Raw genomic sequence first — 23,108 nt, forward strand, 5'->3', positions numbered from 1 at the left:
AGGATAGCGACATTGCTATCCTTTTTTATCTACGCAGTTAAAAACCAAATAAAGCGTTATCAATCATCAATACTATCTAAATCATCCTGTAATGCTTCGGCATTTGGATTTTTCGTGGCTTCCAGTTTACCGCCGCTTGCCATAAAATCATGGCTCTGGAAGTAAGCCTCACGCATCATCAAATAGGGATCTGACGAGTTCTTCAACAAGCCATCAGAATCCAGTAAACGAGCACGGGTTTCAATTCCTTCAAATGCCCACTTGCCGGCTGACATCCAAATAGTCAGATAACTCAGCATTGGGTAAGTCATATCCGCCCAATTTCCCCCTTCATCACGTAGGGTGAAACTGCCATAACCCGGTAATACAACATAAGGACCATACCCCGCTTTATAATAGCCCAGAGTACTCCCAAAGCGTTTTGGCTCTTCTTTTGCCAATTTGGGGTTTGCCATCGTTGCAACATCAATCAGCCCTCCCATACCCAAAATGGTATTCAGGAAAAAACGATTAAAATGTTTCATTCCCTGATATGGGTTACCCCGCAAGAAACTGTTTACCATACTAGCCGGCTCTTCGAGATTACTCAGAAAATTACCCAAACCGTTTCGAGCAGGCATCGGCACATAATCACGCCACGCTACCGCGACTGGACGTAAAACATAAGGGTCAAGAACATCATAATTAAAGTTGAACATTGTACGGTTAAAGCCTTCCAATGGGTCTGAACGCCCCTGTTCAACAGTATCAGATGAATTAGCGCATCCCACTAGTAATGCGGCGGTAAGAGCGATTCCGCCCAAACGATACTTCATACATCTCTCCAAGTAATAACTTTCTAGATCCGGCAGATCAGTTTGTTGCACGACTCGCCGATAATCATCAATAATGTGAATATTACTGACAATCTAACTTGAATGGTACTCAATTTAAGTGATCACTAAATAGGCAAACAGTTTATAACGCCTTATCTTAGGAAGAAAAAACCGTTATAATAAAGCTATGTCCCCTTAGTTAAATGGATATAACAAGCCCCTCCTAAGGGCTAATTGCAGGTTCGATTCCTGCAGGGGACGCCAGAAGCACATCCCACCAAGGTTAATGAACTTAGATTTTTCCAATTAAATCATGTAAATAAATTCAATGCTTGTCTAAGCAAGTCCGTTTTCGTTTAGTGGAATCTAAATACAATCATTAATTGGTTCTCTTATCCATGCAAAAAATAAACGCCTTACCTAGCGCTTTCATTCAAAATCGAGTTTTTACTTTTTTTCTTTCTCTGCACAGACCTTATCACGATAGATTTGCTGTAGTTTTTCGTACCTATCTTTTGCTGCCTTTCCTTCTACCATTTTTGCATCGCTAGTCTCTATGAAGTCAGCAAAAACACTCCAGTGACATCCAAGGCTGAATTTTTCGCTATTGGGATAATATTGACCACATTGGCACCAACCTGCTTATGTTGCCCTATCCATTTCTTTGAAACCTTTCGCTACATCTCAACTGAAATAAATCGCACATATCAATAATCAGTACAATACAGAAATGCTATCCATTCAAATAGTCAGCTTTTTCAAATTACACGGTACTCTATTATTGATTAGAATTAATGCCGACCAAAGGTCGGCATTATTTTATTAATTGGTCATCGAATAGATAAAAATCTAAAGATTTTGCTTATTTGGCACTTAGCACTTCGTTTAATTTGCCTTCATCAAGCTGACGACAACGCTTCGCTACTACAATCGTTGCAACACCATTGCCAATCAGATTTGTTAAAGCTCTTGCTTCTGACATAAAACGATCTATTCCCAAGATTAATGCCAACCCTGCTAATGGTAAATGCCCAACGGCAGAAATTGTCGCAGCTAATACAATAAATCCACTACCTGTTACACCAGCGGCACCTTTAGAAGATAACAGCAATACAACTAATAGCGTTATTTGATGCACAATATCCATGTGAGTATTCGTTGCCTGAGCAATAAATACCGCAGCCATTGTCAGGTAAATAGAAGTACCATCTAAATTAAAGGAATATCCCGTCGGTATCACCAATCCAACAACAGATTTCTGGCATCCCACTTTCTCCATTTTATCCAGCATCCGAGGTAATGCAGATTCAGAAGATGATGTTCCCAATACGATTAGCAGTTCTTCTTTAATGTAATTAATAAACCGGAATATACTAAACCCTGTGGCTTTTGCGATTGTTCCCAAAACAAATACCACAAAAAGAATACAAGTGATATAAAAGCAAACTATTAGCTGCCCTAATTGCACCAATGTGCCAATACCATATTTCCCGATGGTAAATGCCATTGCGCCAAAAGCCCCTAAAGGCGCTAATCTCATTATCATATTAATAATGCCGAAAATAACATGAGAAAAACCATCAATGATACTAAAGATTGGTTTTCCTTTATCTCCTAAACGATGAAGGGCAAAACCAAATAACACAGCAAATAATAAGACCTGCAAGATATTACCACTAGCAAACGCCCCGATGACACTGGCCGGAATAACATCAAGTAAAAATGCTACTATCCCTTGTTCAGCAGCCTTCTCCGCATATAGGGATACCGCTTTAACATCTAACGTAGAGGGATCGATATTCATCCCTGCCCCAGGCTGTACAACATTGACGACAATCAATCCAATAATCAAAGCAATGGTGCTAACTATTTCAAAATATACCAGTGCAATAGCGCCTGTCTTACCAACAGCTTTCATACTTTCCATACCTGCGATGCCGGTTACAACGGTACAGAAAATAACAGGAGCAATAACCATTTTGATTAACTTAACAAATCCATCACCTAATGGCTTCATTTCTGCACCAAGCTGTGGGTAGAAATGCCCCAAAAGTATGCCGATGGTTATTGCAACCAAAACTTGAAAATAAAGACTCTTTAGTAAATTTTTCTTCACTTCTTAATTCCCTAATCCATAGTATAAGTCAGACTCTATTTATTCTTATTAGAACAGTGTTGTTATTGTTAAATGTACTTTATACCTTTATTTAATAAAATATAAAGTAAATTTTCATCATTTTTTCACAAAAAGTTAAAATTAACACACAATTTTTTAAGATATAGATCACATAAACACACAATCAAGAACCACACTAAGATGATTGAACCAATAATCATCTCATAAGTTATTTAAACCTTTCCATTTAAAAATATTATTTACTTGAAGAACGTTTGTTTTTCAATCCTTTCAGTATTACCTTGAAAAAACTAACAAGTTTTTGATACATGAACATTTTGATAACAATGAAATTATAAGAAATCATTAACTATAATTGTACAACTTGGTTGCTTTTTTATAATTTAAGCAACAATATACATGACATGATATCAATACCTGAAAGAAAACAATTCTCATCATGAAATTAGACACCCCGTTAAATTACCATATGCAGATACCGGAAAATCCGCTCTCTTCTACCCCCGTGATATTAATCCACGGGTTATTCGGCGATCTCAATAATCTTGGGGTCTTGGCCCGTGATTTACAGCAATACTATCCCGTCATTCAAATCGATGTACGCAATCACGGTTTATCTCCACGGGCAAATAACATGGATTATCACGACATGGCCCAAGATGTTATTTCCCTGCTGGATCATCTGCAAATTCAGGCTGCCATTATTATTGGTCATTCAATGGGTGGTAAGATCGCTATGGCAATGACCGCACTAGCACCAGAACGGATAGAAAAAATTGTTCTTATTGATATAGCACCCGTCGCCTATCAGGTTCGCCGTCATGACCAAATTTTTACCGCACTGAACAAAGTGACAGAAGCCGGAGTTAAAACCCGTCAAGACGCCGCTAAAATTATGCGAGAAAATATTCAGGAAGAAGGCGTCATTCAGTTTTTACTGAAATCATTCCATCAAGGGGAATGGAAATTCAATTTACCGGTATTAATTGATCAATATGAAAAAATCAGCGGCTGGCAAGAAATCCCTACATGGCCTCATCCTGCCCTGTTTATTCGTGGAGGCCTCTCCTCTTATATCCTGGAAGAATACCGGAATGATATCGCCAGACAATTTCCACAAGCCAAAGCTTGGGTTATTGCCGGTTGCGATCACTGGGTTCACGCAGAAAAACCAGACGCCGTTTTAAAGGCAATTCATCGTTTTCTTAATACCGATATGGAATTAATGTAGGAAATCGGTTAATTAGCGATAAAAGTGGCTCATTTATCTTGAGCCACTTGATTATCATGAACTTAATTAGGCAAATTTCCCCTTACCAATCGTGACATCTGCCCACGCTGTCGTAATAGCCATTTTCACCTGACTTTCCAAACCCTCAATGAAACCATTATCACCCACGGTCGGAGCAAAACTGCTCATCGCCTGGATCAAAGAATCCACCGCATTATCTGACAGTGCCGTAAATTCGCGCTCCCCGAATGCGTTCTTATCACCTATCTGTGTCACCAATTTGGCACGATTGCCGTTAAAGTAATCATTAACAGTGATCGAACCCACCGATTCAAAGATCTCCTGCGCACTGTTGCCCTGAGTATGGCGATTCACCGACAACACCAAATCATATCCGCTACGCTGCAACCACAGGTTTTGCCAGTCAACACCATTGAGCAATATCATGTCTTCTGCGCTGATATCATTGACCGACGTATCAATCACCTCTCCGCTAACCACAAAACTGTCTGCACCCAAACCACCCTGGAAGCGGTTCTGATACCCGCCTAGCACGAGTAAATCCTGCCCCTCACCGCCATCAAACTCACTGAACTTCGAAATCGCCGCGGCTATCAAGTGATCATCACCTTCTCCGCCGTTGATTACTGCATGGTATCCCATCAGTTTTATCGCATCATTGCCGGAACAACCATCTATCCGGTTGTCATTACCAAATACTCTGGCAAAGTCATTACTTTCACCCAATTCAATTTGGTTATTATTGCCAATGGCGACAACATAATCCTGACCTTCCCCACTCTCCACCCGGTTATGGTTGCCGGAGGCGACGACGTAATCTTGTCCGTTACCCGCATCAATAAAACCGCCTTCACCAAAGATAAACCCCTGATCATTGCCTTCACCCATAAACACATGGTTAATGCGTCCGGCCACCACTGCGGTATCATCCCCTTGACCGCCAAACATCCAATTTTCACGCCCCATCAGGACGCCCACATCATCTCCTTCACCGCCGGTAAAGATGTTGGAAGTGCCAATGGAATAATAAACATCATCACCGCGCCCACCCCAGAAGTTATTGTTATCGCCCAGATAGGCGCCAAGATCTTTACCATCGCCACCCCAGTTGAAGTTATAGTTCCCTAACGATATATGGATATCGCCATCATCATGCAAATGGCCGCTGTTACGCAGGAAATCAAAGGTCTTTTCCTCCATATTAAGCAAATCAGTCGTCAAGTTCTCTTTCAAATGCGTGACTAAAGACTTCATTTCTGTTTGCTTATCTTTACTGAACATTGTCGCAAACAGATTAGGTAGATTTAGCGAGTTAAAACCAAATGCAGGTTTTGCTTTATCATCGGCCTGATCGCGCTGTCCATTGATGTTCACCGAAGATTCCGGTTCACGATTTGCATCAGGCGCTTTCTCTTGCAGGCCATGACTTTCTGCAAACGACCTGATGCCATCCTCGCCCATATTAATGCTCGCTTTCAAACCATCAAGCAACTTTTCCGGGTTAGTAAAGGCTTTCAATTGCTCACCACTAAACTCCCCAATAAGCTCTAGCATCTCTCGCAGAATCGCTTCGCCATCAACTTGTTCTCCTGTGCGGGAAACAATTTGCCCTTCTGCGGTGTAATTCACGCCAAAGATATCCGCTAAGGTAGTATCCGCGTTTACACTTGCTAATCGACCAAGCAGCTTATTCTTAAGCTGACGCGGCAGGTCTTGCGGATTATAGGTAAAGGTAGTTTTCGCCATACCGGTTGCTGAATATTGCTGAGTCATCAAACCAAACAGTGAACCCAGATTGGTATCCATAATCGACTGGATATGATCACCGAACATAAAATTCCAGTTACCGGCGGTCACCTGGATATCTGCCCCTTGACCACCGACGGCAAAGTTAAAAGCTAGCTTTTCATTAGCCTGACGGAATTTATTCGCACGGCTCATGGTGCCCATATTAGTAACGTTGCTGGTTAGCCATTGGTGATATTTTTTATTCAACGTTGCTTCAATATCTCGCTTCAAACCGCGGCTACTACGTTCATGCTGTAAATCCAGATCAACCAACGTCTTGTAGTTCACACTGCTGGTTTGATCCAAACGGGACATGTCCTGTACAAATTTCTCCGCACCGGCGATGGTCCATTGCTGCTCTTGTGCGATTAACCAATCTTGTTCTTTGCCAGAGTAGGCAATATCTTGTAATACGCCGGTAACCTGCATCACACCATCAAATGGATTAACGAGTGGCGGTGTTGGAATGGATTTATCCATCATCACAATCAAATCATTACTGCTGCCCTGATTGAAGCTGACGTTACGATTACCGATAAACATCTGCGCCCCTTCAAGCGCTTGGTAACCATTGATATCGAAGCTGTGTTTGCTGTCACCGTCACCGAGATGAACCATCACATTATTGTCACCAAAGGCCAGTGATTTAAAACCACCAGCGCCTACTTTGATACCGATGTTCGATGTTCCCCAGTTGACAGCCGTAAATTCTCCTTCTCCCACATTAACCTGAATGTTGCCGGAGTAGCTAAGCTGATTATTCGATTTATCGTTGGAGTCAATCTGAATGGTATTTTCACGTTTCTTTGGCACAACAAAAGGACGACGATATTCTGCAACTGCCCCTCTCGTCACCGCATCGGCGCTAGTGCATCCCACCTTGGAAAGAGTGATGTCACTTTCAGTAATACCGCGAACAACTCTTTCCGTACTCGTCGTCAATTCACCCTGTTTATCCCATTCGAATACAATTTTGTTATCGGGCAAGTTATTAACCCATTGGTTATTTGCATCACGGGTAAATTTACGGCCTGTTGCATCAATCGCGACTTCGCTACGGCGGGCGGAAACATTACTGCGAATACCTTGCTTATCTAACTCGGTGATAAAACGGCGGGCAAAACCGTCCCGTTTGTCATCACTTATCAAAGAACAACCCACAATGCTGATATGGTCAGGTTTACTCGCCTGTTTAAAATCATGACTAAACTGTTTTAGTCTCACAGCCAATTCATCGGCAGTGTAACCACTCAAGCGAATGTTATTTTGCTCTGACATATCACGGCCATGACCGACAATTTGCCAACGTAACTTACCGGAGACTCTAGCAGGGTCGCCATAAACGACACGATATTTACCGTCAGCATCAAGTTGCGCCACCACACTGGAATCCGGGTGTTTACCAGCCAGATTGGCGGCAGCTTTGGCAACGACCGGATCATCTTCCATTTGAATAATAACCTGATGGCTAAAACGCGTTGTAAGCTCATCGGCTTGTGGTGTGACAACCACCGGCTCCCACGTCCCTGCATTTTTGTTTTTGATGATGTCACTTGATGATAATTTTTCCAGTGACGGGTTCGCCGCATCCCCCTCAACGGGCACTTTAAGTATTAGTCTGTTCGCTGCCGGATAAGAGAGGACTTTATCGATATTCGACTTCACAAAGCTAGCAGCTTGCTTAAAGTTGTCGCTCTCAACTTCAACTAAAACTTTCTTAGTTTGCTTACCTTGTTTAACTGTCACTTCCAAGGTGATATCACCTTCTCGGTAATCAACTACCCGCCCAGTGGCGTTTGAACCCAGGGTAAACGCCTTACCTTGTTCTTTTAATGCACGTAATACGTAGTTTTGTTCGCCCTCACGTGACGTTTTCCAAACGCCGTCATATCTCGCAATGGTTCCCTCTTCAAACCGATTGAATTGAACATAGAAGCTTTGATCCCGCTGTTCACTCGCCTGAAAGGTATAGCTGGTGAGGTAACCTTTATGAAAAGAATCCATAAAACGACGGAAATCGTTATAGTTCGCAAATGATTTGGCGCCATAGTTAGGATCATAAAATGACCAAACGGTTTGATTGATTTTTTTATGAACTACAACCGACATGGCATGTTCTTCAGACATAAATGTCATATAGGCCGATTTTCTCACATGACGCAACTTATCCATGACGGATTCATAGCCTTCAGCCGAATAATCCAATGCATTATTAATGTTCGGCCCAGTTAATCCATTAGCTTTCAGCTTGCCACCATAGGCAACATTCGCTTTTCTATAAGCCTCGGGGGTAGAGCTATCCATAAATTGGCTGTACTGCATCGATAATAAATCTTCAATAACCAGTCCAATATTTTGACGGCGATATTGGGTTAACAAAGCGGATTCAATAGCGTTGATATCGGTTTTCTTATTAACTGATTTGTCGTTGTAAGCTTTAACGGTGTCCTTTAACCACAACATATAAGCTTTACCACCCCCTGAACCATGTACTCGTTCTTCCATTAAATAGCGGGCAGATAAAGCAAAACACAATCCCTTCAAGAGTTTCTTGGACTCAACACTATCTCCTTTAGTCACGAGCACGCTGCCGATTTCCGGGATAATTTTGCTTATTTTTTCTAACACATTACCATCTTGGCTAAAATGGAATGAATAAGCCTCCAGCTCTTTCCCATGCGCGATAAAATCGAAAATTTTATTATCAATTTTTTGTAAAACATCCCCTTTTATTGCCCCACGATGTTGAGAAGATGTTGTCAGCAGATTTTTATCCAGCGGAGATTGATTATTAACCTGCAACCGATTAATCATGCTTTCCGCATCTTTCAGTATGGTCAGATCTTCTTCCATTAATCCTGCACTGAATCGCCCATCGGCCTGTATGACAAGCTCAGGGTTAACATGGCTGCTGGTTTCAGGCCTAGTTGTTGACTGATAATCCTTTCCAGCTAAACCACTGCCAAGTGCGCCCATACGCTGTGGCTTAGCATTGTCGCTCTGCTTCGCGCTATTTGCATCAGTTTGTGCCTGAACCACTTTATCCTCAGCCACAGCAATATCTTGTTTGCCTCGATTCTCCGCCTCCTGATAGACAACGTTAGCATCATTTTTCGCTTTTTCTGCCTGCTGTTGTTGTAACCGTGCTTCTTCCTTTCTTAATTCTGCTTTTTTATAGGCTTCTAATAAATCTTGCTGCACACCAATACGATGCCGCTCACTTTTCGCTATACCGGCCTCCGATTGCACAATCGCTTTTTTTACTTTTTGTTGATTATCGGTAACATTTTGCTGAGCATTAAATAACTCGCCCTGTGTAGTAGATTTGGTGTGATCCCATTTACTCTGAACATTACCCAAAAATCCGGCAGCAAATTGATTACGCCATTGGTTACCTGATTTACCGTGGTAATCGTTAAAGTCATTCAGTACATCCAAGCCTTGAGTCATGGAAAGCAGTTCATCTGTTACTGCTTGCGATTCTTCTTTTATCGCATCACGCTGCGCTTGCCCATTGGTGTTTAGCGCTGCCTGATCCGTTGATTCCAGTTGAGATTGCACTCCTGCAATTGCTGTCAGTTGCTTCTCTTTTTCTTGTTCTAAGATACGGCGATCTTCTTCGGCTTTATCTTTATCGCTTAACGCATTTTGCGCTGCTTTATCCTGTTTTGCGTGTTCAATAACAACCTTAGCTGGTCGTGCGCTCTCAGATTTCGCAACAATATTATCGAGAATATAACCTACGCCATCATTTAAACCTGTACCTTTAAATCCAATTCGGTTACTACCCGTTTTTGCTGTCAGCTCCAGCGTTTTGTTTTGCCATCCAGCAGCATCTCCAGAAGTTGAAAATACCCGTTCACCATTCCAGAAAACCTCCATACCATTGTTGGTAAGATAAGAATTATGACGATTGGCAAAATCAAAATTCAGTGAAATAACTTCTCCCTCGAACAAGTTTTGTAAATCCTGATAAATCATGGTGTTTACATCCGCATCAAGTTCACTGACTCGTTCTCCATGCCCCTCTTTATCAAGACCGTAAGCACCGGCTGAGTGATATGCTTCAATACCATTAGTTGCCAGCCAGCCGTAATTACCTTGTTCAAAATTACCATTGATGATCAGATTGGCTTCCTGTTCCGGATCATCGCCCTCATTAATATTCAATGAATTATGGATATTTTCGAGCTCAGGCGTTTCGACCGCGGTTACAGAACCATTCAGACGACTACTTAAATCCGAACTTACCTGCGCAATTTCATCCATCTTGAAACCGTTAATAGAGGAAACTTCGGTTAAGTTAATCGCTCCGCGGCCTTTATGGGTTCCGGATGTATTAGCTTCCCCGCCTTGAACCAGATAGTTGATCGCCTGACTGCCCCCCACACCTAACGCTGTCTGTTTGATATGTTCAAAGAAGGAAGAGAGTTTGTGACTTTGCGTATTGCTTTCTGCAACAGAGAAACTATAGAAATCACCGTTACCAATCTTAATCGCCACGTTATTGCGTGCATAGGAAGCATTGATACCCAAACCATCGCCTACATGGATATTCGCATTGCCTTTACCCTTCATAACCGCAACATTAAGACCATTCCCGATTTTGGTATTGACGTTATATTCACCCCACACTGCGTTAACGGAAACACCATCGCCTACTTTGGTATTCACATTCAGGTCGCCATGCGTCGCCGTCACATTTAAGCCATTCCCCATCGTGGTGGTAATATTCGCTTTGCCTTTTGCCGCGGTAGCCTGCATGCCGTCACCCACTTTAGTGACAATATTTCCTTCACTCCATAAGGCATTAAAATTGTCGCCATTACCCACCTGAGTCACAATGTTAGCCTCACCTTTGGCAAGCACAACATTGCGCCCATCACCGACCTTGGTAATAACATTAGCTTTACCCCAAGCGCCGGTGTAATCATCACCGTGACCGACATGAGTGATAATATTGGCGTCCCCCTGAACAACCGCCACTTCTTGTCCATCACCTATTTTGGTCACGATGTTCGCTTTACCTTTCGCGAAGTTATAACGGTCACCATGCCCCTTTTGCGTCAGGATATTAGCCTCTCCCCAAACCGCATTAATACCGGCGCCATTCCCCACTTTGGTAATGATATTGGCTTTACCTTTAGCAAACCCCACCGTTGTACCATGACCAATATGGGTCATAACATTACCCACATTCGACACAAGCAGACCGACGGTCGTCCCTTCTCCAACTTTAGTCAGAATATTACCTTCGCCAAACAGTACGCCAGCGGTCGTCGAGTTGCCCACATGAGTAATAACGTTAGCTTTCGCCCCTGCAACAACCCCCATAAAATCATTACCGGTTTTGGTGACAATATTGGCTTCTCCCAGCGCCAAAACACCGGTTAAACCATCGCCGACATGGGTCATGATATTGGCCTGACCAAACATTGCCGCCAACGTTGTACCATCACCGATTTTAGTCATCACATTCAGTTCACCGGCAAACAAACCAATACTGGGGCCATTACCCACATGGGAATAGATATTCGCTTTACCTATCACCAAAGCAGCTGTCAGATCATTACCTACCTTGGTCAACACATTCGCGCCACCGATCATGGCAGCAAAAGTATTGCCATTCCCCGCATGGGTAAAAATATTGGCCCCGCCCATCATTGCTGCCAACGCCCTGCCGTTACCCACTTTAGTCGCGACATTGCCTTTTGCCAGCATCAGAGCCACACTCGTCCCCTCGCCAATATGGGTAAACACATTGCCAACCGCCGCCATCAGCGCCAACGCATCACCATCACCCACTTTAGTAAAGATATTTACTGCGCCCCCCATCAGCGCCCACACATCGCCTTTACCAACATGAGTAAAGAGGTTGCCTGCACCAATCATGGCTGCAATCGCAACCCCATCCCCGACTCTGGTAAAGATATTGCCTGCCGCCCCCATCACGCCCAAAGTCTGACCGCCACCGACATGGGTCAGTACATTACCTATACCAAACATAGCGCCAGTAGTATCGCCATCGCCTATTTTAGTCAGGATATTGGCGCCGCCGAGCATCACACCTACCGTATTCCCGTTACCTATGTGAGTCAGAACGTTTGCGCCACCGCCCATCACGGCCAACACATCGCCTTGCCCTTTCTTGGTAAGAAAATTCGCCCCACCCAACGCAATTGCCTTGGTATTCGACATTTCGGCATCATCAGTGATATGCGTGATAACGTTAGCCCCACCGAGCATACCGGAAACCAAATCACCTGCGCCGAGCTTAGTCAGCACATTGGCGCCGCCCACCAATACCGAGGAGACATTGCCATTTCCTTTTTGGGTCATGAGATTAAAACCGCCCGCACCTAACCAGCTTGCTTTACCATTGCCTATCTGCGTGTGCGTGTTATAACCACCTAACATGAAAATCTGGCTGTTGCCATTGCCTTTGTGGATTGAAATATTGCCAACCGCCAGAAGATGTGCCAAATATCGTCCATTTCCGATACGGACGAAAACATTTACCGCACCACCAGCATGAACATCCATATCTCCACGCTGACTTTGATGAACAACGACATTTGCCAGACCAGTGCCGCGGAATGTCAACTTACCCTCTACTCCCTTTTTTACAATGACGTTCGCAGCACCCGCACCTTCAAAATTGACATTGCCATAGGTGACACTGGATGTAATAACGTTTCCACCGCCAGCGCCATCGAATTGAATATCACCAGAGCTGTCGCCACGGTTAGTAGATGGGTTTACCAGTGCTTGCTGACGGTATTCTTCGGTATGTGCTAACCGCTCCGAACCATACCGCATCGTTGCATTAAGGCTATATTGAATCTGGCTTAACACGCAGCTACCTGCACTCATCGAGTGGTAACCGTTTGCGGATGAAATATCTTCATCAGCCAGATCGCCAGTATGATCACCTGCTTTGAACCACGCATTGACAAGGTATTTGAGTTCCTGCGTGATAGGATCATTTACCAGTTCAACCACCACTACTCTGGTGTATGACTCCAGATATTTAGCATACACATAAGTATTCGGTTGACGGTTCGATCTCACTGCGGAAACATCAAACTTCTGGCAATTGATCGCACGCTCTCCCATCTTTGCATCAGAGAGGATGATATCTTCCGCTTTGACCGTTGTCCCACCGGCATAAATAATCCACTCGTTTTCAGACAAACCCGCTTCAACAGCATGAATAATTACCGGCTGATGATGTTCAACCATCAAATTGAACAGACGGTAAGCATCATTGATGTTGATATTGACAAATCCATTACCGGAAGAAATCTCCGTTGAAGCGAGACCATTCAGGTGATTACCCTCTTTATACCAGGAGGTGGCGTAATAATTGAGCTTACCGGTTTCGGGATCATTTTGGAGCTGAATTTTGCTGATTTTTGTATACATTTCGTCAGCAAAAGCAAAGAGATAAGTATCAGATTCAGTCGTTGATTTAATGCCTGTCACGTGCTGAGCTTCTTGAATCCAAGTTCCTCCCATTGTTGCTGTGGTTAATACAATATCTTTAGCCTTAGCATATTCCATCGCCTCATCACGAAAGCTGTTATTCACACCTATTCTTGATATTTGGTTGTAGGCTCCAGCACCGGAGAAATTGATATTGCCATGTGCAATATTAGAATAAATTCTGTTATAACCACCGACACCTTCGAAAGAAATATCACCACGGGTTTGTACGTAAACATCTTCCTTTTGGCGAATACGTTTAATTCTGTTCGATGCCCCTGCACCACTCAAGGTAATATCACCTTCTTTACCTCTACGTACAATGTGATTATCAACCCCGGCACCTTCGAAAAAAATATTACCGAACTCTGTCCGCGAGCTAATACTATTTGCCGCACCTGCCCCATAAAATGTGACATCGCCACGGCTTCCGTTGTAATTGTCATACCAGGTGCGGTCAATTTTGTTACCCGCTCCAGCGCCATCAAAGAATAAATTGCCATGATTGGTTCCGTGCCATAATTTATTGTAGCCGCCAGAGCCATCGAAGCTCATATTACCCGTGAGACCATCACGATTCATTTCGTTATAAATAGCCGCACCGGTAAAATCCAGATCACCATGATGACCAGTGTGATCCATAACAACGCCACCCGCAGCGCCAGAAAATGAAATATTACCATCACCATTTTTATTAATATCGGCGTAACCCGCACCACCTTTTACTGTCAGATCACCTGTGGAATCTTCAACGGATAAATATGCCGCGCCACCGACTACGGTATCATTACCTGTGCCGGTATAGACTTTGGCAGCAATCGATCCTAACGTAATATGGTCATTCCCTCCGCGGGCATAAATGTAGCCGCCAAATCCAATGGCATCAATGTCATTATCATTGTCATCAGCGGAATAATTCCCGGTAAAGAAATATTCCGCGCTCCTGCTTGATGATTTCCCCATAAACAATCCCTTAGTTTAATAGAAGTTAAAACCGTACTCGACAGATATAATGGTTAGGTTGAACATCTCATTTTTTTAACAATACAAATCCTTTGCCCTCCCTCAGCAAAAAGAGATAACAGAGCAAATTATTAGTAACGTTATATACCCTTCATCTTTCAAGCTGCTGCTTTGTTGGCTGCTTTCACTCACCCCAGTCACATAGTTATCTATGCTCCTGGGGATTCGTTCACTTGCCGCCGCGCTGCAACTCGAAATCTATTAGGTATATACCCGTTATCAAAGAGCATAATTTTTCGGAAGGAACAGATATTCCGGCTCAACGATTGGGCTTTATTTGAAACATTTAATACAAGAATAAGTAGGCTATCCCACCATTATTTCATTCACCTATAATTTCGTTCCCGGAATATAAAGCAAAGGGAAACCACTCCCCGATTGACATGCAAACCAGAGAGAATTTGTATAAAACCTTTAGACACATTTTCTCCTAGAAGACAATTTATTTATAAAGAGTACACAACAAAACCTTAAACTCAGAAAATACCTAAACTGATGTATAGACAAATACTTTAAAATAAACTTATCGAATAAAAAAAGCCAAAATTCAAAAGCAACATTTAACGCAGAAAATCTATTTCCTTCACATAAGATATAACGTTTCTCTAATTATGATCAATTATTTATTTTATTTTTATAAAAATATTACAAATATATTTATATATATGACATTAATTCCAAACCAATAATATATATTTAAAATAATAACAATTTGAAATAATTAACATGCATTATATTTAATGTAAGCCTGCCACCTATTCTGACGTTAAAAAAATGCCCAGTTCACATTTGACTGGACATTAATGTAGAAAAGACAGGTTAAAGAAGGAGAATGATTTTTCATAATTCTATAGAAAAATCACGAGAATACTCCATGCTCCAGACGCCCGATAAGGCCTAACACTTCAAGTGAGCCACTTTCAGTTGCAATAAGAGACATTGGAGTGACTGCACCAAGGCTCTTAACAGGACTTTTTAACCATGTCCATGCTTCATTCTTATTTCCGCCAAAAAGTTATACTGCGGCATCAAACACACGAATTAATCGTGCAACACGCTCGCTCTCTTCGGCAGAAAGAATGCAACCTGCATTTTTTCGGCTGACAACGTTTCGCTCTTTATATTTGTATTTGTCAAAGTTGTACATATTACACCTTAGTCAATCTGATAATAATGACCGCTATACTACAAATTACGAACTTAGAAGCTTGCAAGATACAAAAACAATCGTACAATATGTTGTACGATTAATGGATATTTCGTTGTATTTTTCAAGTTATTTCTTGACATAGGTGGGACAAATGAAGGTGTTAACTTACTCAGAAGCAAGACAAAATTTTTCTAAGACGATGATAAGTGTCGTAAATGATTGTAGCCCAGTGATTATCACTCGTAAAAATGGCGAAAGTTGCGTACTTATGTCATTAGCTGATTTCGAGTCTTTGCAAGAAACAGCTTATTTAATGAGATCACCAACTAACACCAATCGCCTTATGGAATCTGTCTCTCAGTTAAGAGCCGGAAAAGGGAAGATCAAGGAGCTGGATTTAGACTAATGAAAGTCACTTTTTCAAATAACGCTTGGGAAGATTATCTTTATTGGCAACAAACTGACCGAGCAATATTGAAGCGTATTAACAACCTAATCAAAGATATAAAAAGACAGCCATTTACAGGTATTGGGAAACCTGAGCCGCTTAAACACAATTTTACTGGGTTCTGGTCAAGACGTATTACTGAGGAACAAAGGTTAGTATACTCTGTTGAGAATAATGAATTATTAATAGCACAATGCCGCTTTCACTATTAAAAATGCCCTATATAGGGCATTTCAGAAATCTGATCTTGTCCAGTAAGCTATTGATACTCGACCATCTTATAATTTATTCTCCCGGGCGCCGATTTATCCATTCTTCATTTTACCTTTTACTTCTGAGGCAAACGATTTACCACCATCTAACGCGGTGTAGTGGAGATGAATCTGAATATCTTTCAACTGCGATGTGTAGATGTTGGGAATTAGGACATCAATCACAGACTGATCAGGGAATTCCAATATCCAAGTTGAAATGGCTCCTGTCCCTTCGAAAGGCAGATAGCGATCATCATCAAACATCAGGGTGCACAGCCAGTTCTCTTTAGCGACGCCACCATCATCTTTTTCATTTAAGGAAGAAAGGGCAATTTGCTGTTGAGCACGTAGATTATTCGCAATATTTTTACTGCTACCGCTATTTCGGGTTGGGTCATAAAGCCAGGTTACCCCATCAATATCGGTACTGGTTAAAGTGGAACTGCTGGTTTGTGTCAGGATAGCGCTAATCTCCGTCGGTAACGCAGGGTAAGGACTGAGTGCGTTTACCAATATCGAAACGGAAATGCGTTTAATCTGGCGTAGATAATGTCCGGGATAATTCGTGTCGAACAGTTTAGAATTCAGCGTAAAACTCACGGCCTTTTTATTAAGGATTTGACTTTTCAAGCCATTTTCTGACAGCAATTGACTGAGAGAAATGGTTTTCTTGATATTCAAACGGTGTTCATTGCGTTGTATCCAAGCACTTTCCATATTGTAATAGATCAAGCTGCAAAGATTCCCCTGCCAGCAAACCCTGATAAGAATCATTCCACGCCGAGGTTTTGATAAAGCCTTGCCGCTGATAATCCCCGCCTTCGTACCGCCAGCTCCTTTCCGCCATCAAACACATAGAAAGTACCGCATCATAGGCTGGCGCATATAGTGCGGCGAGACGACCCATCAGCCACTTATAGGTTGGGACAATCAGAAAGCCAGATGTTATAAACTCATACAGCTCCCGGGCAGTGAATTGTTGTGCTTGGGCTTCTTTCAGGGCAATTTGAGAACTTTTGATTAGCAATTCCTGCTCTTTTAATTGCATCTCAATAATATTGATTTCGCTTTGAGCCTGCTTATATTCAATTTCCCATTCCTGACGACGGCGTTGGTACTCTGCTCCGTCTTGCAACCTGTCGGCAGTACTGCCTAATGCATCAGAAAAAAGGTCAGCAATGATGGCTACATTTCTAATAGGCGCTTCGGGCTTTGATCCCCCAACTGCCAGACCAAAAATATTGGGTACGGTTTCCAGTATCGCGCTGGAGGTAAGGAAAGGCGCGGACGACATTTTGTATATTCCTGATGCCACTTTCATGCTGATGGCTGAAATTTCCAAAGCAGAAAGATTTTCCTCATATAAAGCGTGATAATGTTGGTAGCGCTCTTCTGCCATTTTTTTGCTGGCTTCCAAGGTGACTTTCCCCATTTGCGCAAGTTGAAAGGCTTCTTGTTGCAGTTCCACGGTAAAAGCAGATAACCGGAGCACTTGCGATTGTACCAGTACTTCCTTTTCGGCATTAGCTTCAGTTTCCATGATATGAAGTAACCGATGTCCCATTTCAATTAATTGTTTTACCGCGCTATTTGCGCTTTTTAACATCAATGGGAAACGATAAGGGGGGATCTGTTGCTGCATATTGCTCTGCCCAATGGGGAGATAGCCTACATTTCTTTGCATCAGGCTCTCTGCACTCGTGGCACTGACATAAAGTGGCAGCGGTTGTACTTTGCCATCCAGTGTTAGGCCATGACGCAAGTTATAGAACCGACTATTTAACGTTTTTTGAAATTCAGTCAGTTTTTCATTGAAAGGGGATTTAAATAAATTCTCAGCCATACGTACCTTGGGTTTCAATTTTTCTTTGATCTTTTCCAAGGTATCCGGACGCCAATGACTGGCATCTAACCCCTCCGGTAATGTGCCGAGTAATTGCAGGGCCTGTTGATAACACAGACCGGCTTCGTTCAGGCTATCTCTGGTCAGTTGTCTGTAGAGGTTATCCCCTTCCTGTATCCACAAATTGATTAAGAAATGGAACAGGGCTTTCTGATAATAGACGGGCTGGTTGTAGGCGATAGTATCAGGATCGGCCGTTCTCATTGTTGGGGGAAGATCATTACCATTTTCGATAATGGCGAGGGAATTCCACATTCGAATGTTGCTATAAGGATTAAACAAATAGTTAATAAGCCATCGGCGTGCATCATGGAAACGCTGCTCTTCATAAAGTCGGGAAGAAATTAAGAAAGGAAGATGGAAAAATAGTTCCCAGAAATATCGCCCGTTAGCACCATTAAAATCGACTTTTGTCGGTGAAGTTTCGTTATCCAACGCAGGCTCAAGCAAGGATTGGGTCTCCCATGCCAGTACCTTGTCAATGGATTGCGTCGCCCGTGCGACCAATTGTTTGCCAAATAATGTGTTCAATCTAATAGCGATAGATTTGAATTTTAGGTTGGTTATATCTAGATATTGAACTTGCTTTTTATTTCTTTTCAACGTAATGGCAGGAATTTTATCGCTTTCTTCGATAGTAAGTTCATATATATTCTCGATAAATTGTGGTTTATTTCCCGGCTCAATTAATTTTCCGGTTAAACTAAAAGAATAAGCATTGATATTTGGCTTAAGATTAAAAATGATATCTTGTATTACCGCATGACCATCTAGGGGTAATTTTTGGTTGGTGTATTGTTCACCTTGTGGATATGTTTTGAAGATCATCTCGGATGATAAATATTCCCAACCATCTTGGATTTTGTATGTTTCTTTACGTAAGGAAATATTCTCTTCCTCAATGGAGAGAGACAAGTTTTTATCACTGAGATTCCATTGTGTACTGGCCTGAAATGCAACACTACCGATCCATGAGAAATCGTGGCTTTTGATAATTTTATTATCTTTCCATTCAGAAGGTAATAACTTAAAAAGTAGTGTTTCATCATAGCTGATAATAAAAACATCTGTTGGCGCATCTCCTCCAGCCCACTCAAAATTAAACGTTTTTATTGCCGTATCACTGGCAGGAATTTGAACTTGCATTTGAATGTTCTTAGTATCGATTTCCCAAAAAAGTTCTTTGGAGGGAAACTTGTTAACGCTTGATGGTTCTAACTGATAGCGTTTAACCAATGTGTTTCTGCAAGTTAACAGAAGATTAGTTCCTCCGCTTCCTACTTTGCCCTCTAATTCCAGAAAAGAAGATTTATGCGGTTTAATACCATCATAACTATTCTTTGTTTCCTCCTCGGTTTCTTTTATGGTGAGAAACTTCGCTGTACCTGCATAGTGATGTTGTAACGTGTCTGGATTGCTGAATAACTTATACCACGTCGTAACAATAGTTTTTTCATTCTCTTGAGTCAGGGACTTCTTATCCACCAATAATAAGTCTCGCAATTCAAGGTAATAATCTTTGTTTTTCTCCCATTTGCTGTTGTCTTTATTTTCAGAGTCGTATAATAAAACCCCCATCCATTGGTCTCCGTCCACTTGTAGTTGTACATCCACCATAGCTATCAACCCAGGTTTATATTTTTCATCTTTCAAGTAAGGGTTATCTTTGTCAGGAACGCGCTGACCTTCTTTGGTGGGATATTCACCGTTGGCATCTCGACCATCCAGGCGGAGTAATACATTGGGAGCGCTCCATTCACCATTGCTTTGTTTGAAGGTAAATTTCACATTGATGGCGCGATAATTGGTAGGTTTCTGATCTACATCCATCAATGACGTCGCTTCACGCTCAACCCAGATTGCATATTGGCGGCCAGAAATCACAATGGGCCGAATTGCCAGCATAGTTCCGGATAAAGCCAGCGTGATTTTTTCCCATTCACTCCACGCCAGTGGGCTAATGACATCGTTGTTATCACGCAGCGTAATATCCAGTGTGCGCCAGTAATACTCTATAGGCTCGGCATTGCTTTTACCGATAAAGTGATAGCGATCGTTTTTGGGGTCAGTACCGTCGATATAGCCGCACATCAATTGTATATTGCTGATCCGTTCAAATTCGGTCAGATAATGCAGAATGGCGGTTTGGATCATATTGTTGTTCAAACGTGATTGACCCAAATCGTTTTCCAGCGTGGTAAAGGCGCTGGTTTTACTCAGCCTGCTGGCGGGAGAGATAAAGTTTTCCGGGAAGTTTCTTTGCTTTTGCCAAACTTGCCAACGGTTATATTGGTTCAGAAAGCGCTCCCAGAACTGGGTTCGTTCATCACTGATGATTTGTCCCTCATAGCCGGTTTCCATCCGGGAAAAGAGACGGAACAGATAGCGTTGTAAGCTGGCAATGCAAAAAGCCACTCTACTGGTATCGACTTCTTTAGCCACCAATATATCGGTCAGGAAATAGCTTGAAAGATCTTCAAACGGTCGTAATATCCGATGAAGCATTACTGGAAAGCGCCCAGCGCCGTAACAGATATTCGACCATCGCATCACGCCAGCGTTCATTAAGTGAACCACCTAGCTTGGATTGTACTTCGGAAAAGGTGGCGGCAAATAAGGCGCTGCTGACTTGATACCAATGATCATAGCTGGATTTCGTAGTCAGTTTAGCGATATCCAGTAATGGCTGGGCAGATATTTTACTCTTTTCGGCCAGTACTTTTAGGCGCATGACGGTACTAACGTCAACGACATTCTGTGCCGCTTTCAGGTCAAAATCGCTGGTTATCCGCAGAATCTCTTGACTTGACCAGCCAGAATTTCAACAACAAGGGGTAATGATTTACTGGTTTGATTGAGGTTTGTGCCATCAAGTAGTAATTTTTCAATATCCGGTCGTCGTTGGCTGATAAGCCGAGCACTCTTTTTATTGGCATCTTCTTCAAATAAACGGGATTGTTGATACAAATCGACCAAATAGGCCAAAGGGCCATCATTGGCTTCAGGTAAGCCCGGAAAACAATAGAGATCTTGGTTATCGTTAAATAGCGTTTTATAACTAATTCGTGATTCTATTTTATTTGCCATAAATGATTACCTTTTCAATAGAAAATAGGAATATTCATCAAATATCATAATGCTTCGATATTTGATTAATAGTATTACACTATGGCCTGTCAAGGTGTATTATCCAGGCTAAAATATATTTCTGTTTTAATAGTTTTTAAAAATTTATTTTATTTAAATGGAATCGCGAACTCATTTATGTTGATAATTACAACAAATCATTTTCTAACAAAGAATTAATTTCAGGTTTTACACTATTTACTTTTCAACTATCCACCAGCATGTCCATTAAAGTTAATATATACCCACATTAATACTAAAGTATAAATATTTTATAATTAAAATGATTTTTTCATATATCTTAATTCAATTAAACTTGGATTTTATATATCCAATTTACACAAAAATTAAAACTATTTTCAATCATCATGTAGATAATTAATCCCTTCAATAAATTAATACTAAACTAGTAATACAACCAATTAATAAACACAATGAAATTAATCAAAAGATAATAAAAACTCACCTTGCTATAATAATTATCCAATAAAATATTTATACTATTTTCAATTTCAAAAAAATAATTAAAATCAATAAATATAGGACATAATAGAAGTAAAAATATCACCGACCAATTCGATAACTATTACATCCTATATTTTCACAATACTTTTCATACCAGAAGAATAGCAGCATTCCTATGGTGCTACATTATCAGTCTCGCAGTTTACTTATCAATTTTCGGTAATGGCCCCAATTTCACACCTTCTGGGTAATATTTCCAGCCATCACGAATACGGATGTTTTCATCCCAAGGCAATTTATATTCACCGTTTGCCAAATCACGCACCCAAGTCAAATAATTAGCTCTCTCTCCGCCAGGTTTACCAACATAACCTCGGCAACCGAGATTAAAAATACTATTCTCCAGCGCCCAATTCTCACGAGCCTTATCCGCTAGGCGCGGGAATAGTTCAGCGGTAACAATTTCCCACGGATTACGCTGACCCTGCTGGATAATGTTACCGTCATAATTACAAATCGTACCTTCTCCGAAATAATAAAAAACCTCATCGTAGCCTGCCAGATTAACCGATACGGTATACATCAAGTTCTGCCAAGCATTAGTGCGGTTAGTCCAGATCCACTGGTCGTTGACTTGGGTAGAATAACCGGAAATACGGATAAAAACATTGCAGCCTTTATAGGCGGCTTCGCGCGCTAATTCAGGAAACATACCATCATGACAAATACACACAGCCAGTTTTGCACCTTTTGGCCCCTCACAGACCGGCATACCCAAATTGCCCGGCATCCAAGGTTCAATCGGCACCCAAGGCTGCAACTTACGGTAATGCAATACAATCTCACCGCTGCTGTTAATAATGATCGCAGTGTTATAAGGTGGCTGCGACGAATCTTCATTACGTTCCATTACTGAAAATACGCCCCAGATATTATTGCGAATACACGCCTGGCGAAAACAGTCAACTTCTGGACCGTCCAACGATAATAACATTTCATCATAAGTCCAGATCTTGGTATTTAATCCCTGAGCAGAATATTCAGGAAATACAATAAGATCTAAATCAGGATAACCCGCTTTAGTTGAATCCATTGTTTTACAAATCTGCCGCACTTGAACCTGAATATCTTCAGGCCCCTTAATAACGGGAACAGGATATTGAATAGCGGCAATTAATAACGCCTCCTCCCACGCACTGACACTTCCGGTACTGCCCATAGAGACCTCTGAATGAATAGTAATTATTAAAATTGAATGACAA

General features: G+C 41.8%; 11 protein-coding genes, 1 tRNA gene and 1 pseudogene. 4 read left to right on the top strand and 9 right to left on the bottom strand.

Features of this window, described 5'->3' with window-relative positions; all coding sequences use genetic code 11:
• Positions 1-59: 59 nt before the first annotated feature.
• Positions 60-815, bottom strand: a complete 756-nt coding sequence (mlaA, locus tag OO184_RS07265) for a phospholipid-binding lipoprotein MlaA (protein WP_049584294.1) — start codon at positions 813-815, stop codon at positions 60-62.
• A gap of 189 nt (positions 816-1,004) precedes the next feature.
• Here mlaA and OO184_RS07270 point away from each other — a divergent pair.
• Positions 1,005-1,079 (top strand) — tRNA-Arg (locus OO184_RS07270).
• Positions 1,080-1,677: 598 nt separating this feature from the next.
• On the opposite strand, the gene OO184_RS07275 is transcribed toward OO184_RS07270, so the two are convergent.
• Positions 1,678-2,931 carry a dicarboxylate/amino acid:cation symporter gene (locus tag OO184_RS07275; RefSeq protein WP_265378601.1) on the bottom strand — a complete coding sequence of 418 codons (1,254 nt, stop codon included), beginning with the start codon at positions 2,929-2,931 and terminating at the stop codon, positions 1,678-1,680.
• A 460-nt stretch (positions 2,932-3,391) separates the two neighbouring features.
• Here OO184_RS07275 and ybfF point away from each other — a divergent pair, with 460 nt between their 5' ends.
• On the top strand, positions 3,392-4,183 hold the full coding sequence (gene ybfF / locus OO184_RS07280; protein WP_265378602.1) for an esterase: 792 nt from the start codon (positions 3,392-3,394) through the stop codon (positions 4,181-4,183).
• Positions 4,184-4,249: 66 nt separating this feature from the next.
• Here the strand turns inward: ybfF and rtxA are convergent, their stop codons facing one another.
• Both rtxA and OO184_RS07290 read right to left on the bottom strand, forming a co-directional pair.
• Positions 4,250-14,440 (bottom strand): MARTX multifunctional-autoprocessing repeats-in-toxin holotoxin RtxA, encoded by a 10,191-nt coding sequence (gene rtxA, locus OO184_RS07285; RefSeq protein WP_265378603.1) that lies wholly within the window; start codon positions 14,438-14,440, stop codon positions 4,250-4,252.
• 919 nt (positions 14,441-15,359) lie between these two features.
• Positions 15,360-15,572: pseudogene (locus OO184_RS07290) on the bottom strand (antitoxin Xre/MbcA/ParS toxin-binding domain-containing protein); the annotation flags it as partial.
• Between the two features lie 229 nt (positions 15,573-15,801).
• Here OO184_RS07290 and yefM point away from each other — a divergent pair.
• On the top strand, positions 15,802-16,056 hold the full coding sequence (gene yefM / locus OO184_RS07295; RefSeq protein ID WP_049584289.1) for a YoeB-YefM toxin-antitoxin system antitoxin YefM: 255 nt from the start codon (positions 15,802-15,804) through the stop codon (positions 16,054-16,056).
• The gene (locus OO184_RS07300; RefSeq protein ID WP_049584288.1) at positions 16,056-16,310 is read left to right on the top strand and encodes a Txe/YoeB family addiction module toxin; all 255 of its coding nucleotides are present in this window, start codon (positions 16,056-16,058) and stop codon (positions 16,308-16,310) included. Before yefM ends, OO184_RS07300 begins: the two co-directional genes overlap by 1 nt.
• A 93-nt stretch (positions 16,311-16,403) precedes the next feature.
• Here OO184_RS07300 and OO184_RS07305 read toward each other — a convergent pair whose 3' ends face one another.
• From OO184_RS07305 to OO184_RS07325, 5 genes are all read right to left on the bottom strand, one after another.
• On the bottom strand, positions 16,404-17,084 hold the full coding sequence (locus tag OO184_RS07305) for a Tc toxin subunit A-related protein (protein ID WP_265378604.1): 681 nt from the start codon (positions 17,082-17,084) through the stop codon (positions 16,404-16,406).
• Entirely contained in the window at positions 17,041-20,820 is a 3,780-nt protein-coding gene (locus OO184_RS07310) for a neuraminidase-like domain-containing protein (protein ID WP_265378605.1), read from the bottom strand. Before OO184_RS07310 ends, OO184_RS07305 begins: the two co-directional genes overlap by 44 nt.
• On the bottom strand, positions 20,732-20,986 hold the full coding sequence (locus OO184_RS07315) for a hypothetical protein (RefSeq protein ID WP_265378606.1): 255 nt from the start codon (positions 20,984-20,986) through the stop codon (positions 20,732-20,734). The genes OO184_RS07310 and OO184_RS07315 overlap by 89 nt, the downstream gene beginning before the upstream one ends.
• Before the next feature lie 53 nt (positions 20,987-21,039).
• Entirely contained in the window at positions 21,040-21,342 is a 303-nt protein-coding gene (locus OO184_RS07320) for a Tc toxin subunit A (protein ID WP_265378607.1), read from the bottom strand.
• Between the two features lie 706 nt (positions 21,343-22,048).
• Complete coding sequence (locus tag OO184_RS07325; protein WP_265378608.1) at positions 22,049-23,065, bottom strand: formamidase; 1,017 nt, start codon at positions 23,063-23,065, stop codon at positions 22,049-22,051.
• Between the last annotated feature and the right edge of the window lie 43 nt (positions 23,066-23,108).

Source organism: Photorhabdus aballayi (assembly GCF_026153155.1).
In the GTDB taxonomy this organism is placed as follows: Bacteria; Pseudomonadota; Gammaproteobacteria; order Enterobacterales; family Enterobacteriaceae; genus Photorhabdus; species Photorhabdus luminescens.

What these genes read in the sequence shown, in the direction of transcription:
- OO184_RS07325 (WP_265378608.1), bottom strand. Translation starts at nt 23,065, where the DNA reads ATGGGCAGTACCGGAAGTGTCAGTGCGTGGGAGGAGGCGTTATTAATT.
- OO184_RS07320 (WP_265378607.1), bottom strand. Translation starts at nt 21,342, where the DNA reads ATGGCAAATAAAATAGAATCACGAATTAGTTATAAAACGCTATTTAAC.
- ybfF (WP_265378602.1), top strand. Translation starts at nt 3,392, where the DNA reads ATGAAATTAGACACCCCGTTAAATTACCATATGCAGATACCGGAAAAT.
- OO184_RS07310 (WP_265378605.1), bottom strand. Translation starts at nt 20,820, where the DNA reads ATGAACGCTGGCGTGATGCGATGGTCGAATATCTGTTACGGCGCTGGG.
- mlaA (WP_049584294.1), bottom strand. Translation starts at nt 815, where the DNA reads ATGAAGTATCGTTTGGGCGGAATCGCTCTTACCGCCGCATTACTAGTG.
- OO184_RS07315 (WP_265378606.1), bottom strand. Translation starts at nt 20,986, where the DNA reads ATGCGCCTAAAAGTACTGGCCGAAAAGAGTAAAATATCTGCCCAGCCA.
- yefM (WP_049584289.1), top strand. Translation starts at nt 15,802, where the DNA reads ATGAAGGTGTTAACTTACTCAGAAGCAAGACAAAATTTTTCTAAGACG.
- rtxA (WP_265378603.1), bottom strand. Translation starts at nt 14,440, where the DNA reads ATGGGGAAATCATCAAGCAGGAGCGCGGAATATTTCTTTACCGGGAAT.
- OO184_RS07300 (WP_049584288.1), top strand. Translation starts at nt 16,056, where the DNA reads ATGAAAGTCACTTTTTCAAATAACGCTTGGGAAGATTATCTTTATTGG.